The sequence below is a fragment of the Catenulispora subtropica genome (genome assembly GCF_039531675.1).
In the GTDB taxonomy this organism is placed as follows: Bacteria; Actinomycetota; Actinomycetes; order Streptomycetales; family Catenulisporaceae; genus Catenulispora; species Catenulispora subtropica.
The window spans coordinates 158306-173632 of sequence record NZ_BAAAQM010000013.1; the positions used below are offsets into that span (position 1 = coordinate 158306).

At 68.6% G+C, this 15327-nt stretch carries 11 protein-coding genes and 1 pseudogene; 8 read left to right on the forward strand and 4 right to left on the reverse strand.

What is annotated here, in order from left to right:
• Positions 1 to 134 precede the first annotated feature (134 nt).
• Positions 135 to 1757, reverse strand: a complete 1623-nt coding sequence (locus ABD466_RS14085; protein ID WP_344657455.1) for an extracellular catalytic domain type 1 short-chain-length polyhydroxyalkanoate depolymerase — start codon at positions 1755 to 1757, stop codon at positions 135 to 137.
• 249 nt (positions 1758 to 2006) lie between these two features.
• Entirely contained in the window at positions 2007 to 2789 is a 783-nt protein-coding gene (gene heR / locus ABD466_RS14090; RefSeq protein ID WP_344657456.1) for a heliorhodopsin HeR, read from the reverse strand.
• Positions 2790 to 3486: 697 nt separating this feature from the next.
• Here heR and ABD466_RS14095 point away from each other — a divergent pair.
• The 3 genes from ABD466_RS14095 (at position 3487) to ABD466_RS14105 (ending at position 6074) form a co-directional block, all read left to right on the forward strand.
• A complete protein-coding gene (locus ABD466_RS14095) occupies positions 3487 to 5226 on the forward strand; it encodes an endo-1,4-beta-xylanase (RefSeq protein WP_344657457.1) in 1740 nt (579 codons plus the stop codon).
• Positions 5227 to 5436: 210 nt separating this feature from the next.
• Positions 5437 to 5580, forward strand: a complete 144-nt coding sequence (locus tag ABD466_RS14100; RefSeq protein WP_344657458.1) for a hypothetical protein — start codon at positions 5437 to 5439, stop codon at positions 5578 to 5580.
• An 11-nt stretch (positions 5581 to 5591) separates the two neighbouring features.
• Entirely contained in the window at positions 5592 to 6074 is a 483-nt protein-coding gene (locus tag ABD466_RS14105) for a beta-galactosidase small subunit-related protein (RefSeq protein ID WP_344657459.1), read from the forward strand.
• Between the two features lie 23 nt (positions 6075 to 6097).
• On the opposite strand, the gene ABD466_RS14110 is transcribed toward ABD466_RS14105, so the two are convergent.
• Together ABD466_RS14110 and ABD466_RS14115 are read right to left on the reverse strand one after the other, a co-directional pair.
• Entirely contained in the window at positions 6098 to 8539 is a 2442-nt protein-coding gene (locus ABD466_RS14110; RefSeq protein WP_344657460.1) for a glycoside hydrolase family 3 protein, read from the reverse strand.
• Positions 8540 to 8659: 120 nt separating this feature from the next.
• The gene (locus tag ABD466_RS14115; protein ID WP_344657461.1) at positions 8660 to 9667 is read right to left on the reverse strand and encodes a LacI family DNA-binding transcriptional regulator; all 1008 of its coding nucleotides are present in this window, start codon (positions 9665 to 9667) and stop codon (positions 8660 to 8662) included.
• A gap of 186 nt (positions 9668 to 9853) precedes the next feature.
• Here ABD466_RS14115 and ABD466_RS14120 point away from each other — a divergent pair, with 186 nt between their 5' ends.
• From ABD466_RS14120 to ABD466_RS14140, 5 genes and pseudogenes are all read left to right on the forward strand, one after another.
• Positions 9854 to 11170, forward strand: a complete 1317-nt coding sequence (locus ABD466_RS14120) for an ABC transporter substrate-binding protein (RefSeq protein ID WP_344657462.1) — start codon at positions 9854 to 9856, stop codon at positions 11168 to 11170.
• Between the two features lie 11 nt (positions 11171 to 11181).
• The gene (locus tag ABD466_RS14125; RefSeq protein WP_344657463.1) at positions 11182 to 12189 is read left to right on the forward strand and encodes a carbohydrate ABC transporter permease; all 1008 of its coding nucleotides are present in this window, start codon (positions 11182 to 11184) and stop codon (positions 12187 to 12189) included.
• On the forward strand, positions 12189 to 13088 hold the full coding sequence (locus ABD466_RS14130) for a carbohydrate ABC transporter permease (protein WP_344657464.1): 900 nt from the start codon (positions 12189 to 12191) through the stop codon (positions 13086 to 13088). The genes ABD466_RS14125 and ABD466_RS14130 overlap by 1 nt, the downstream gene beginning before the upstream one ends.
• Positions 13089 to 13131: 43 nt before the next feature.
• The gene (arfA, locus tag ABD466_RS14135) at positions 13132 to 14631 is read left to right on the forward strand and encodes an arabinosylfuranosidase ArfA (protein ID WP_344657465.1); all 1500 of its coding nucleotides are present in this window, start codon (positions 13132 to 13134) and stop codon (positions 14629 to 14631) included.
• A gap of 368 nt (positions 14632 to 14999) precedes the next feature.
• A pseudogene (locus tag ABD466_RS14140) lies at positions 15000 to 15327 on the forward strand (hypothetical protein); the annotation flags it as partial.

The window sequence follows — 15327 nt, forward strand, 5'->3', positions numbered from 1 at the left end:
CCAACGCCCCGGACGGGGTCGAAGACCCGGGCGGTGCTGTCCGTCCGTTCCTCCGGCCCGCCTGTGCCCATTCCCCTGCGGGGCCCAGGACCAGGGCCCCGCAGGGTCGTGTCACGCCGCTCCGGTGATGGAGGCTATCCGAGCGTCCACCGCTGGTTGCTGCCGCCGTTGCACGACCAGAGTTCGACCAGGGCCCCGTTGGCGGTGGAAGCGCCGGTCACGTCCAGGCACAGCCCGGACTGGACGCCGGTGACCGTGCCGTCGGCGTTGACGTTCCACTGCTGGTTGGTCTGGCCGTTACAGGACCAGACGATGGCCTTGGTGCCGTTGGTGGTGCCCTTGCCGTTGGCGTCCAGGCACAGGGTGCTGCCGCCGACTGTGACGGTCAGTTCGTTCGCGGAGTTGTGGGTCCAAGTCTGGTTGGCTCCGCCGCTGCAACTGTAGATCTGCTGCTGGGTACCGAGTGTGGTGGTCGAGTTCGGGTCGTCCAGGCACTTGCCCGCGCCCACCGCGTGCAGCGCACCGGTGCTGCCGGTGCCGGTTCCGCTGACGGTCCAGGTGAAGCCGGCGGTTCCGGTCGCGCCGGTGGTGTCGGTGGCGCTCACCACGGTGGTGAAGGTGCCGCCGCTGGCCGGGGTTCCGGAGATCAGCCCGCTGGAGGAGATCGAGAGCCCGGGAGGCAGCCCGGTGGCGCTGTAGGCCAGGGTCTGTCCGGACGCTGAGTCGCTGGCGTGGATCTGCAAGGCGGTGATCGGGGTTCCGGAAGCCGCTGTCTGGTTGCCGGGGTTGGTGACGGTGATCGTGTTGCCGGAGCCGCTGCCGTCCAGACCCATGAAGTGAACGGCGTAGGCGGCCATCTGCGTGCCCTGGATCGGCAGCTGGTGCCCCGCGCCGACGATGCTGTACGCCTCGACCTGGGTGCTGCCGGCGCTGTTGTCGTAGCGCGTCCGGTTCCAGTTCGTGACCGGAGTGTCGCTCGACGACGGGGTCTGGCTCACCCCGAGCACGTTCGTCCACTGCTTGATCTCTTCACCGAGGTTGTTGTAGTTCAGCGTGGTGTCGGCGGTGCCGTGCCACAGCTGCATCCTGGGCCGCGGGCCGGTGTAGCCCGGGTCGGCGTTGCGCGCGAGATCACCCCACTGCTGCGCGGTCATAGAGACCTGGCCCCCGGCGCACGGCCCGTTCCAGCCGCGGACCGTTCCGGTGTAGAAGCAGTGGTAGGGCACGCCCATGAACGCCGCGCCCGCCTTGAACACGTCGGGGTAGTCGGCGAGCATGACGTTGGTCATCATCCCGCCTGACGACTCCCCGGTGACGTACACGGCGTTGGGATTCCCGCCGTAGTGCTGCTCGGTGTAGGTGACCATCGACATCAGCCCGATCGGGTCACTGCCACCGTTGCGCTTCAGCGCTTGGTCGGACGAGACGTCCCAGCAGCTTCCGCCGGGGTTGGTCGAGGGGTAGATGACGACGAACCCATACTGGTCGGCCAGCTTTCCGAAGTCGGTGCTGGAGTACAGGTAGGGCCCAGAGCCCTGGCACCCGTGCAAGGCCAGCAGGACCGGCGGGTTGGGCTTGACGTTGTTCGGCACATAGAGGTACATGAGCAGGCCGCTCGGGTTGGTGCCGAAGTTCGTGATCTGAGTCAGCGACGCGGCGGCGGCCTGGGGCGCGGCGGGAAGGCTCACGCCGACCGCGGCCGCGACCGCCACGGCCAGGCCGAGCAGGCGGGACTTCAAAGACCGGGATCGCAACATGGGACCTCTTAGGCAGGGGGTCGGTGTTAGCGCCAACAACGACTTAGCTCCGCCGAGGCGGCACGCGTCAACGCCTGCCCCGGCACGGCGGCGGCCGGGCCTCATCGAATCGGTTCGTCTCAGCGGGGCGGCCTGCTGATTCGCCGCTGGGCAAGCGGTGACGACGCCGCCGTCCGCCGTGAAAGTTGCACGGTCTGGCTGGGTGCCGGCGTCGCGCGGTTGGCCCAACCGGTCGAACCGGCGCCGAAGTCAGCTGCTGAGAGATCCGCCGAATATCTGCCAGGCGAGGAGGGACTTCGCGACGAGGCTGAGGACGAGATAGGACTTCTCCCCGTAGGCATAGTCCGCCCACCGCCCGATCCTGCGGTACTGCAGCCACTGGTTGACCCCGAAGCTGAAGAAGAGGACGGCCTGGGCGGTGACTATGCCGTAGACGAAGCCGGGCACTGAACCGGCCCGCACGATGTTGAACACGATCGAGATCCACGGCGTGACGCCCACGACGGCTCCGAACCAGAAGGGCAGCATCGTGGTCGTGGTCCGGCTCGGGGGGTTCATCAGCTCCTGCAGCCAGCCGAAGAAGATCATCCCTGCGTTCGCCCCCGCGACGGCGATGAGGGCGTTGATACCGGTGATGCCGGAGTACAGGCTGATGAGCTCGATCATCACCGTGGCGCTCAGCGCGTATTCACACCAGCGGAACCGGTTGATGCCACGCCTGAGGTCACGCTCGTAGGCGCTGCGGAGCACCGTCGCCGTCAGCAGGTGGTCGAGCGCGGCCAAGCCGAGGAACACCGCGACCGCCCAGCCGATCCGCACGTCGAACAGCGCGGAGGGGGCAGGCGCGGGTGTTCCGGGCGGCCCTGTGGGAACGCTGGAAGTGACGGTCACTGAGAAACTGCCGGCCAGGGCCAGGATGACGGCCGCCTGGGCCAGGTGCAGCAAGGTCAATCCCAGATTCCAGGTGTGCAGGCCTGCCAGGCGCGCCTCGGTCATCCCGGTCGCCGTCGTCCTGGCGTCATCCGCGTTCATGACACACCCACCACCTGATCGGGTACCTGGAACCTCCGTCGGCAGCCATTGTCTGCGGCCGTTTCGGCATCGGCACGTCGCGGGATCCCAGCCGTACCGTGGCAGGCAGCCGTTGACCCACTGACGATGAAGCGCCGACGTCTCACCTGGTCCGCGTGGTGTACCGGAGGTACACCGATTGGTCTAACGGCCGCTTTCGCACCTGTCTTCCGGGGCCCTGGCCGGGTCCTCCGGCTGCGTGGCCGGCGGCATATCCGGCGGCGCCCGCGAAGCCCCGGCCGCGCAGGAGTGTCATTCGCGGGGACTTCTCTCTCGCAACTCTTAAGGTCGATGCGCGAATATCTTCGCGCGAATCCCGCGCTCTTGCGACCGATACTGTGAGCCGCGATCGCCGCCGTGTCAAGGCTTCGAAGATGTTTCGATAATCGATCATCTCGGCCATATGTAACTTTCACTGCCGGAGGCCGGCGCTCGCGTGCCTTCATCAGCGGAACTGCTGAGGTGGGCGATGCGTGAAGCAGCCTTCCGATGGGTTTCGAAATGTTTCGATACTTTGAGCCGTTGACATCCTCGCTCCTCCTCTGACACCTTTCCCGAAATATGTTCAAACTCTGATTCGTCATCGCGATACGGCTATTCACGGCCCTCGCGAACCGATGCACATGGCCGCCGAAGCGCGGCCGGGGAAGGGAAACTCATGGATGTGGACACCGGCGCCGGTCGCGGCGCCGATCGGCGGAAGCCGGGCGCGGCGGATCGCCGCGGACTGCGCGCGGGTCTGGCCGTGGCCACGGTGGCGGCGATCACCACCGCGGCGGGTGCCTTCGTGCTCGGGGGCCAGGCCGCGGCCGCCCCCACGACGCTGCGGGCCGGCGCCGAGGCGGCCGGCCGCTACTTCGGTGTGGCCGTGGGCCAGGGCGACCTGGGCAACGGGACGGCGACCAACGTCGCCGGCTCGCAGTTCGACATGGTGACGCCCGAGAACGAGATGAAGTGGGACACCGTCGAGCCCAACAACGGGCAGTTCAACTTCGGCCCGGGCGACGCGATCGTGAACTTCGCGACGTCGCACAACGAGCGGGTGCGCGGCCACAACCTGGTGTGGCACTCCCAGCTGCCCGGCTGGGTCAGCAGCCTGTCGGGCTCCCAGGTGAAGTCCGCCATGGAGGCGCACATCACCGGCGAGGTCTCGCACTACAAGGGCAAGATCTACGCCTGGGACGTCGTGAACGAGCCGTTCAACGAAGACGGGAGCTTCCGTCAGGACGTGTTCTACAACGCCTTCGGCGGGGGAGCCCAGTACATTGGGGACGCCATCCGCACGGCACACGCCGCCGACCCGGACGCCAAGCTGTACATCAACGACTACAACATCGAGGGCACCGGCTCCAAGAGCAACGCCATGTACAGCCTGGCGCAGACGCTGCTGGCCCAGGGCGTGCCGCTGAGCGGGATCGGGTTCGAAAGCCACTTCATCGTCGGGCAGATACCCTCCAGCCTGCAGGCCAACATGCAGCGTTTCGCCAACCTGGGCCTGGACGTGGCGATCACCGAGCTGGACGATCGCATGCCCACCCCGGCCAGCAGTTCGAACCTGCAGCAGCAGGCCACTGACGACGCGAACGTGGTGAAGGCGTGCCTGGCGATCGCCAGGTGCCCGGGCGTGACGCAGTGGAACATCAGCGACGCCGACTCGTGGGTGCCGGGGACCTTCCCCGGCCAGGGTGCGGCCACCATGTTCGACACCAACTACCAGCCCAAGCCGGCGTTCACCGCGGTTCTGAACGCCCTGAACGGCGCCTCCGTCCCGCCGTCGTCGACCTCTTCCTCCTCGCAGGGGGCGAACACGGTCACCGTCACCAACCCGGGCAGTCAGTCCGGCACGGTCGGAACGGCGATCGCGGGGGTGCAGGTCCTCGCCTCGGACTCCGCGTCCGGGCAGACCCTCACCTACTCCGCCAGTGGCCTGCCCGCGGGCCTGTCCATCAGCGGTGGCAGCGGTCTGATCTCTGGCACCCCGACCACGGCCGGGACCTTCCCGGTCACCGTCACCGTCACCGACACCACCGGCGCCTCCGGTACAGCGGCCTTCACCTGGACCATATCCGGCGGCGGCAGCTCGGGGGCCTGCCACGTGCAATACGACAAGACTTCCGAATGGCCCGGAGGCTTCACCGCCAACGTCACCGTCACCAATACCGGCACCAACGCGATCACCGGCTGGACCACCGGCTTCACCTTCCCCGGCGACCAGAAGATCACCAACGCCTGGAACGCCACCACCACCCAGACCGGCCAGACCGTCGCCGCCGCCAATGCCCCCTACAACGCCACCATCGCCCCCGGAGCCAACACCTCCTTCGGCTTCCAAGGCACCTACGCCACGAACGACACCAACCCCACCGCCTTCACCCTCAACGGAACTCCGTGCTCGTGACTCGGTGATGTGAACGACCTGAGTGAACGACCTGAGTGAACGACCTGAGTGTCCGTCCGCTGACAGCGGACGGACACTCATCGGCAACAGCCTCGACGCCACGGGCGGCGAGACCTCCTGGGGCAACCCGCCGATCACGCAAGAGCTGCTCCAGAAGATCAAGTCTCTCGGTTACAAGAGCCTCCGCCTCCCGGTGACGAACCGCGCTCGGTGGTCTTCGAAGCCGACAACGAGCAGATCTACACCGGCGTCACCGACGAGCAGCAGGGCGAGACGCTGCTCAACCAGCTCCAGACGGACTTCTTCACCATCGTCCGCGGCTCCGGCGGAAAGAACGCGACCAGGTGTGGCTGACGGTCACCGTCATGCCCCGGGGGACGTGGCGCTGCCCGCTGTCCAGGATCGGCGTCGCCATGACGCTGTCCGGTACCGAAGCCGACGTCGAGTGGTTCGGCCTCGGCCCCGGCGAGGCCTACCGCGACACCGGACACGCCGCGCGGGTCGGCCGGTACCGGATGACGTTGGCCGCGATGCAGACCCCGTACGTGTTCCCGCAGGAGAACGGGAACCGGGGAGCCGTCCGCCGGGCCCGCCTGAACCGCCCCGACGGGACCGGGCTGACAGTCGCCGGCGCTCCGGTCTTCGACCTGACCGCCAAGCCCTGGAGCACCGCCGCTCTGGAGGCCGCCCGGCATACCGGCGACCTGGTTCCCGACGGCCGGATCCACCTGAACATCGACTCCGCGCACCACGGCGTCGGCTCTGCCGCCTGCGGCCCGGTGCTCCCTCCCATGCACACGCTGGCCGCTGTCCCGACCACCCTCACGATCGGGCTGGCCGCATCCTGATCGACGGCCTCCGGCATCGGGGATCAGCCCTCGACGATCCTGACCTCGGGCTGGAACGCCCGGTCGAAACCGACCTCGCGGCGCGGCCCGGCGAGCCGGGCCGCGAGCCGCGCGCGGATGTCCCGGCTGGAGGCGCCGACCCACAGCTCCACCTCGCCCGGTTCGACGATCCGCCGACCGGCCCGGCCCGTGTAGGAGGTCACGTCGGCCGGCAGGTCGACGGTCACCGTCCGGGTCGTCCCCGGTTCCACGTCGACCCGCGGCGCGGCGATGAGCTGCTGGACCGGCCGCGCCACCTCGGCCTGCGGGTCGTGCAGGTAGACCTGGACCACCTCGCCGGCCGTCGTCGTGCCGTCGTTGCGGAGCGTCACGGCGAGCCGCAGCGTGCCGTCGGTCGGCCACACCCGGCCGGCGGGAAGGCCGATGTCCGTCCACACCGCCGGGTTGTAGGACAGGCCGTGGCCGAAGGGATACAGCGGCGTCGGGTCCACCGTGCTCACATCGCTGCGCAGGCCCAGTGTGGCCGTGAGGTACGTCGAGGGCTGGTTCGCGCCCTCCGCGGGGAAGCCCACCGGCAGCCGGCCGGCCGGATCCACCCGCCCTGACAGCACATCCGCCAGCGCGTTCGCCCCCTCCTCGCCCGGCAGGAAGCCGCAGACCACGGCCGCGAGCCGGTCGGCGTACCGGGACAGCTCGTACGGACGGCCCACCAGCAGCACCAGCACGACAGGCGTCCCGGTGGCCAGCAGCGCCTCCAGCAGTTCGCCCTGCCGGCCGGGCAGGCGCAGATCGGAGGCGTCGCACCCCTCGCCGGAGGTCCCGTTGCCGAACAACCCCGAGACGTCGCCGAGCACCGCGACGCACACCTCCGCCTCGCGCGCCGCCGCGACCGCCTCGGCGATCTGCCGATCGCCCAGTTCTCGCAACGCCTCGCCGTTCACGGCTTCGGCCGCCGCCGCACCTTCGGCCGCCGCCGCACCTTCGGCTGCCGCGCGCTCGGCCCGAAGCCGCAGGGAACTCTCGGTGTCCGGTATCGGGCACCCCTGTGCGTAGGTGATCTGATAGCCGGCCGGATCGGCTTGCAGCGCTTCGAGAACGGTGCGGGCCTCGACGCCGAGGTCGATGTCCGGGTGATGCACGCCGATGTGCCGGGGGAAGGAGTAGCAGCCGAAGGCCGCGTCCGCGACGTGTGCGCGCGGTCCGACCACCGCCAGGCGCTTGCCCGGCGCCAGAGGCAGCGCGCCGTCCGCGTTGCGCAGCAGGACGATCGCGCGCCGTGCCAAACGCCCGGCCAGCTCCCGGGACTCGTCATCGTCCAGACGCTGATCCACCTCGGAGAGGATCGGCGGCTCGGGGGACCAGTCCGCGTCGAGCAGTCCGAGCTCGCACTTCTGCAGCAGCACCCGCTCCAGCGCCCGGTCGACCAGCGTCATGTCCGCCTCGCCCGCCTCCAGCGCCGCGATCAGCGGCGTGCCGAAGCAGTCCAGGGTGGGCAGCTCGACGTCGATGCCCGCGGCCAGCGCCTGCACGGCGGCCTGTCCCTTCGAGCCCGCCGTCCGGTGCAGACGGTGCAGGAAGGCCACCGCGAAGTAGTCCGACACGACCGTCCCGGTGAAGCCGTACGTGTCCCGCAGCAGGTCGGTCAGCAGCGCCGGATCGCCGGCCACCGGCACCCCGTCGTTGTCCGAGTACGAGTTCATCACCGAACGGGCCCCGGCGCGCAGCGCCATCTCGAACGGGGGCAGGATCACGTCCGCCAGCTCCCGCGGGCCGATCGACACCGGGGCGAGGTTGCGGCCCGCCCGCGAGGCGCTGTAGCCGGCGAAGTGTTTCAGGGTCGCGATGACGCCCGTGGACTCCAGGCCCTCGACGTACGCCGCGCCGAGCGTGCCGACGAGGTACGGATCCTCGGCGATCGTCTCCTCGACCCGGCCCCAGCGCAGGTCCCGCGCCACGTCCAGCACCGGGGCCAGGCCCTGGTGCACGCCCAGCCGCCGCAGGGTCCTGCCGATCTGCTCGCCCATCCGGCGCACGAGCTCCGGATCGAAACTCGCCCCCCAGCACAGCGGCGCGGGGTAGATCGTGGCCTGCCAGGCTCCCAGACCCGTCAGGCACTCCTCGTGCACCAGCGCCGGGATCCCCTGACCCGCCTCCGCCAGCGCCCGCTGGCTGTTGGCCAGCGCGAGCGCCCCGGCCACCGGGTCCACCGGTGCGGTGCCGAAGGGCCGGGTGAGCTGCCCGACGCCGTGGCGCAGCACGTCGGACCAGTCGGCGGGCGGCAGCTCCGAGGAGTGCTGGAACGGCGCGACCTCCCCTGAGGTGGCGTCCGCGCCCACCCAGGCCCCGTACAACTGCGCCACCTTCTCCCGCACCGACATGCGCGGTATGAGGTCCTTGACCCGGTCGGCGGGCGGAGCGGCCGAGTCGCGCCACAGCTCGGTGAGGGCGGTGTCTTCCATGGCCATGTGCGGCTTTCCTTAATCGGGAGGCGTGGCTGGATCCGGGCACGGCGGTGCCGCGCGGGGCGCCGTCGCCCGGAACGCGTCACCGTGCCCTGTATCAGGTTGTTGAAATAAGGGTGTGGGTCACACCGGGGCGGTCGACCCCCGCACGACCAGTTCGGTGGCCAGCGTCAGGTGCGTCCGCTCCACGGGCTGCTTGTGGATCAGCCGGATCAGCATGTCCACCGCGCGCTCGCCCATCGTGCGGATCGGCTGGTTGACGGTGGTCAGCGGCGGGACGCACAGCGCCGACTCGGGAATGTTGTCGAAACCGACGACCGACAGGTCCTCGGGCACCCGCAGTCCGAGGTGCAGCGCGACCTCTATGGTCGCGATCGCCGTGACGTCGTTGGCGGCGAACACCGCGGTCGGGCGCCGCGGATCGGTCAGCAGCTCACGGGCCGCCAGCGCCGACAGGCCCGGATCGTAGCCGCCGACGCGCACCAGGGATTCGAGGAAGGGCACGCCGGCCGCCGCCAGCGCCTCCCGGTAACCCTGCTGACGCAGTATCGCGGACTGCAGGTCCGCACGGCCGGCCAGCATCGCGATCCGCCGGTGCCCGAGGTCCAGCAGGTGCTCGGTCGCCAGGCGCGCGCCGCGCAGGTTGTCGGCGTCCACCGTCGGGAAGGCCGAGGATCCGGTGTGCGGGTCGACCGCGACCACGGGCGCGTTGCTTTGCAGGTCCACGACGGTGGGAGTCACCAGCACCGCGCCGTCCACCAGGGTGCCGGACAGCCGGGACAGGTAACGCTTCTCCCAGCCCACCATGTCGCCCGTGCGTCCGCCCGCGCTGTAGACGACCAGCTCGAAGCCGGTGCCGCGGATCGCGTCGCCCGCGCCCTTGAGCAACTCGGCGCTGAACGGCTCCAGGTCCGCGACCAGGATGCCGATTACGTTCGAGCGGTGGTTGCGCAGGCTCTGCGCGACCAGACTCGCCTCGTAACCGAGCTCGCTGATGACCGCCTGCACGCGGGCCATGGTGTCCTCGGCCACGCCGTACCGCTGGTTGATGACCTTGGACACGGTGGCGACCGAGACGCCGGCGCGCGCGGCGACATCTCGGATGGTGACTCGGGATCCGGGCTTCTGCACGCCGCCACGTTAGCGTTGTAAAACGTTATCGACAACGATTGACATGACGGAAACGTGGGCGCAAACTCATCGCCAGCCCCCGTGGCCCCGATGCCTCCGGTGCCCCCCCAGTGCCCCCTGCCGCCCCTCCGCCCTCGCCATCCTCGGGGGCCCGGGTCGGCGATGACGACGGACAGGGAGTTTTCAGTGACGAGGAAGACGCGCAAAGCAACGGCCGTACTGCTCGGCCTAGGCATGTCACTCGCCGCCACCGGCTGCGCCGGCGGCAGCAGCAAGGGCGGCGGAAGCACCGGCGGCAGCGGCGGCGGTTCGGGCGGCGGCCAGGTGAAGCTGACGATCTGGCAGAACTCGACGACTGGGCCCGGCCAGCAGTTCTTCCTGGACGCCGCGAAGGAGTACCACGCCCAGCACCCGAACGTGACGATCGACGTCCAGACGATCCAGAACGAGGACCTCGACGGCAAACTGCAGACCGCGCTCAACGCGAACTCCGCGCCGGACATCTTCCTGCAGCGCGGCGGCGGCAAGATGCAGGCCATGGTCACGGCCGGTCAGCTGCAGGCGCTGAAACTCACCGACGCCGACAAGGCGAACGTCGGCGCGGCGGCCCTGGCGGGCGTCTCGATCGACGGCTCGGTCTACGCCATGCCGATGGACACGCATCCCGAGGGCATCTACTACAGCAAGGACCTGTTCCAGAAAGCCGGCATCACCTCGACGCCGACGACGATCGACGAGCTCGAGGCGGACGTCGCCAAGCTCAAGACGATCGGCGTCGCGCCGATCGCGGTGGGAGCCAAGGACGCCTGGCCGGCGGCGCACTGGTACTACAACTTCGCCCTGCGCGAGTGCAGCCAGCAGGCCATGGCGACCGCGGCCAAGTCGCTCAAGTTCACCGATCCCTGCTGGTCCAAGGCCGGCGACGACCTGGCCGCGTTCCTGAAGGTCGACGCCTTCCAGAAGGGTTTCCTGACGACGTCGGCGCAGCAGGGCGCCGGGTCGTCGGCGGGCCTGCTCGCGAACCACAAGGCGGGCATGGAGCTCATGGGCAGCTGGGACCCCGGCGTCATCGCCAGCCTGACCCCGGACCAGAAGCCGCTTCCCGACCTGGGCTGGTTCCCCTTCCCCGCCGTGGCCGGCGGCCAGGGCGACCCATCGGCTCTCATGGGCGGCAGCGACGGGTATTCGTTGTCCAAGAAGGCCCCGAAGGAGGCCTTCGAATTCCTTGAGTACCTGGTGACCAAGGAGAAGCAGGAAGCTTACGCCAAGGCCTTCGACACGATCCCGGTGAACACCGCGGCGCAGGACGTCGTCACCGCCGCCTACAACGTCTCCGCGTTGCAGGCCTTCAACAAGGCCGCGTACTCCATGCAGTTCCTCGACACCCAGTACGGGCAGAACGTCGGCAACGCCATGAACGCCGCCGTCGTGAACCTCCTGGCCGGCAAGGGGAGCGCCTCCGACATCGTCAAGGCCACCAACGACGCCGCCGCGAAGGGCTGAGAAGGCAGACGATGAGCGACACCCTGGGTACTGATCCGGCCATCGTCCGCCAGTCGCAGGGCACGTCCGGAGCCGGGGGCGCCGCCATGGCCGCGCCCCCGGCCGCGCGCCGCCGCGGCCGCGGCAGGATGCGCCTGGAGATAGCGGTCCTGTCCGGACCGGCGATCGCCGTCTTCGTGGCGTTCGTGATCTTCCCGGTCGTGCTGGCCGCGTACTACGGCTTCTACCGGTGGAAGGGCTACGGGGCGGCCACCGACTGGGTCGGCCTGAACAACTACCGCCTGATCCTCACCGATCCCGCGTTCCACGACGTCCTGTGGCACAGCCTCATGATCCTGGTGCTCTCGCTGGTCATCCAGGGCCCGCTGGCGATCGGCCTGGCGATCCTGCTCAACCAGAGGATCCGCGGCCGCGGCCTCATCCGGGTCCTGATCTTCGTGCCCTACATCATCTCCGAGGTGATCGTCGGTACCGGCTGGGGCCTGATGCTGCAGAGCACCGGTGCGGTCAACGACCTGCTCCAGCACATCGGACTGGGCTTTCTGCAGAAGGACTGGATCGCCGACCCCAAGCTGGCGCTCTGGACGCTGATGGTCATCATCTCGTGGAAGTACATCGGCTTCGCGGTGATCCTGATGCTCGCGGGCCTGCAGTCCATCCCCGAGGAGCTCTTCGAGGCCGCTCAGATCGACGGTGCCTCCTACTGGCAGATCCAGCGCCGCATCACGCTGCCGCTCCTGGGGCCGACGGTCCGCATCTGGGCGTTCCTGTCGATCATCGGTTCGCTCCAGCTGTTCGACCTCGTCTACATCATCTGGGGCCAGTACGTCTCGGGCACCGCGGGCACCTCGACCATGGCGATCTACATGGTCGCCCAGGGCCGCTCGGCGGGCAATTACGGCTACGGCAGCGCCGTCGCCGTCGTGATGTTCCTGATCTCCCTCATCGTCGCGCTCATCTACCAGCGCTTCGTCCTGCGCCGTGACCTCCGCGGCGCCGTCACCGAAGGAGCCATCTGATGAGCGCGCGGACCGTCGACTGGTTCTCGACCGCCGCGAAGCCGAAGACGCCCGCAGGCGGTCGCGGCAGCCGTGACAAGCCGGCCAAGTGGGGGAGCCCCGCGGTCTACTTCGTCGCGCTGCTGTTCATCGCGGTCTGCATCGCTCCGGTGTCCTACATCGTGCTCGGCGGGTTCCGCACCAACGCGCAGATCACCACCAGCCCGGCCGGCCTGCCGCACCCCTGGGTCTTCAGCAACTACGCCGACGTGCTGAAGTCGAACACCTTCTGGGGCGAGTTCGCGAACTCCCTGATCGTGGCCCTCGCGAGCACTGTCGGCATCGTGATCCTGGGCCTGATGGTGAGCTTCGTCATCGCCCGCTACGACTACAGGCTCAAGGGCGCGATGTACTCCCTGTTCGCGGCCGGCCTGATGTTCCCGCTGGTCATCGCGATCACCCCGCTGTACATCGTCATCAAGGACCTGGGCCTCGTGGACAGCCTGGCCGGGGTGATCATCCCGCAGATCGCCTTCGGCCTGCCGACGACCGTCATCATCCTGGTGCCGTTCCTGCGGGCCATCCCCAAGGAGATCGAGGAAGCCGCCACGATCGACGGAACGAGCCGGCTCGGATTCTTCTTCCGCATGGTGATGCCGTTGTCGCTGCCGGGCGTGGTGACCGTCGGCATCCTCGCGTTCATCAACAGCTGGAACAACTACGTCCTGCCTCTGTACGTCCTCAACTCGGACTCGAACTTCACCCTGCCACTCGGCGTCCAGGCGTTCTCCTCGCAGTACTCCCAGGACACCGCGAAGGTGCTGGCGTTCACCTCCCTCGCGATGGTGCCCGCCCTCATCTTCTTCTCGATCTTCCAGAAGCGGATCGTCGGCGGTCTCACCGGCGCCGTGAAAGGCTGAGACCGTCGTCATCCCGCGAAGAGCACAGAACAGGACCACCACATTGCTTCGCGCCCACATCGTGCTCGACAGGCAGGCGGTCATCGCCCCGGTCCGCCGCCGCACCTTCGGATCCTTCGTCGAGCACCTCGGACGCTGCGTGTACACCGGGATCTACGAACCGGAGCACCCGAGCGCGAACGAGGACGGGTTCCGCATGGACGTCGTCGAACTCGTCCGGGAACTCGGCAGCACGACGATCCGCTATCCGGGCGGCAACTTCGTCTCCGGGTTCCGCTGGGAGGACTCGGTGGGCCCGCGCGAGCAGCGCCCCGTGCGCCGCGACCTCGCCTGGCACTCCCTGGAATCGAACCAGGTCGGCCTCGACGAATTCGCGAAGTGGCTCGCACTCACCGGCTCCGAGCTGATGCTGGCGGTCAACGTCGCGACCCGTGGCATCCTCCCGGCCCTGGACCTCCTCGAGTACGCCAACCACCCGTCGGGCACGGCGCTGTCGGACCTGCGCATCGCCAACGGCACACCGGCCCCGCACAACGTGCGCATGTGGTGCCTCGGGAACGAGATGGACGGACCCTGGCAGACCGGCTTCATGACCGCGGACGACTACGGCAAGGTCGCGGCCCGCACCGCCGCCGCGATGAAGATGGCCGACAAAGATCTGGAGCTCGTCGTCTGCGGCTCCTCCGGATCGGGCATGCCGACGTTCGGCGACTGGGAACGCACGGTGCTCGAACACGCCTACGATCATGTCGACTACGTCTCCTGCCACGCGTACTACCAGGAGCACGACGGAGACCTCGCCTCCTTCCTCGCCTCCGCCGTGGACATGGACTACTTCATCGACACCGTCGTCGCGACGGCCGATCACGTCGGGCACAAGAAGCGCTCGAAAAAGAAGATCGACATCTCCTTCGACGAGTGGAACGTCTGGTACCTCAAGGAACACCAGGAATCCGGCGAGGTCAACGAAGAGTGGCGCCACGCCCCGCGGCAACTCGAAGACGTCTACTCGGTGGCGGACGCCGTCGTGGTCGGCAACCTGCTGATGACCCTCCTCAAGCGCAGCGACCGCGTCACCTCGGCATCCCTCGCACAGCTCGTCAACGTGATCGCGCCGATCATGACCGAGCCCGGCGGCCCGGCCTGGCGGCAGACGACCTTCTTCCCGTTCTCGATCACCAGCCGCCTCGCCGCCGGCGAAGTGATCCGGCCCACGATCGAGGCGCCGGCCTCCTCCACCGACCGCCACGGCGAGGCCTCCGTCGTCGACGCGGTCGCGACCTTCGACGAGGACCGGTCCGCGGTCTTCCTCGTCAACCGCGACCTGACACAGGAGGCGCAGGTCACGATCGACGTTCGAGGCTTCGGAGCCTCACGCGTCATGGAGGCCGTCACGCTCGCCGACTCCGACGTGTACGCGAAGAACACCCTCGCCGACCAGCGCCGGGTGATCCCGCGTGCGAACCCGAGCGCGGCGCTCTCCGACGGCGTGCTCACGATCATCCTGCCGCCGGTGTCGTGGACGGCGGTCGCCCTCGGGTAACGATCTCCTGCTCATCACGCTGGCGGCATGTGCGAGGTTTCGCAATATGCTGATGAAAACACATCGGCCTGTGGAGACGGTCTGGGTGATCCGGTCCGGGTGATCCGGACCGTGCCGACGGCATCGGGACTGTTCCGAAAGGCTTTACATAGAATTTACGGATTCGCGGCATTGACGTCGGCGGAGATCTTCTCTAATTTCCCATCTGGCAAGACAGAGTTCTGATCCAGCCCGCGATCGGGCTCTTCTCACCTGGACGCACCGCTCCGAGCAGCGGCAATCCTGCCTGCCCGGAACGATCGCGCGTCTGATTTCGGCACCACTGCGCCACCCACCGCCAGTGCACCACCCGAGATCGGAGAGACCACGTGTCCCGTCCCCACAAGCCCGGTTCGCGCCGGGTGCTGCGAACGGCGCTCGCCGTCGCAGGCTGCGTCGCCCTCGGTATAGCGGGTAGCGCCGCTGTCGCCGCGGCGACGCCGGCCCCGCATTCGAGTGCGACGGCCAACCCGTACAACCCCACGTACGGCCATCCCTACCGTCATGGCGCCGTGCCCAACGTCTTCCAGAACCAGAAGGCGAAGGCCTGGGCCGCGGCGCACCCGGACGCCGCGTCGGCGAACACTCTGGCCTACGGCGGCGGGATCGACGGCATCGGCGTCATGTCCGGCGCGAAGTCGAAGGTCTACCTCGTCT

Coding starts and splice junctions, on each gene's coding strand:
- ABD466_RS14130 (WP_344657464.1), top strand. CDS start 12,189: ATGAGCGCGCGGACCGTCGACTGGTTCTCGACCGCCGCGAAGCCGAAG.
- ABD466_RS14085 (WP_344657455.1), bottom strand. CDS start 1,757: ATGTTGCGATCCCGGTCTTTGAAGTCCCGCCTGCTCGGCCTGGCCGTG.
- ABD466_RS14110 (WP_344657460.1), bottom strand. CDS start 8,539: ATGGCCATGGAAGACACCGCCCTCACCGAGCTGTGGCGCGACTCGGCC.
- ABD466_RS14125 (WP_344657463.1), top strand. CDS start 11,182: ATGAGCGACACCCTGGGTACTGATCCGGCCATCGTCCGCCAGTCGCAG.
- ABD466_RS14105 (WP_344657459.1), top strand. CDS start 5,592: ATGCCCCGGGGGACGTGGCGCTGCCCGCTGTCCAGGATCGGCGTCGCC.
- ABD466_RS14095 (WP_344657457.1), top strand. CDS start 3,487: ATGGATGTGGACACCGGCGCCGGTCGCGGCGCCGATCGGCGGAAGCCG.
- heR (WP_344657456.1), bottom strand. CDS start 2,789: ATGAACGCGGATGACGCCAGGACGACGGCGACCGGGATGACCGAGGCG.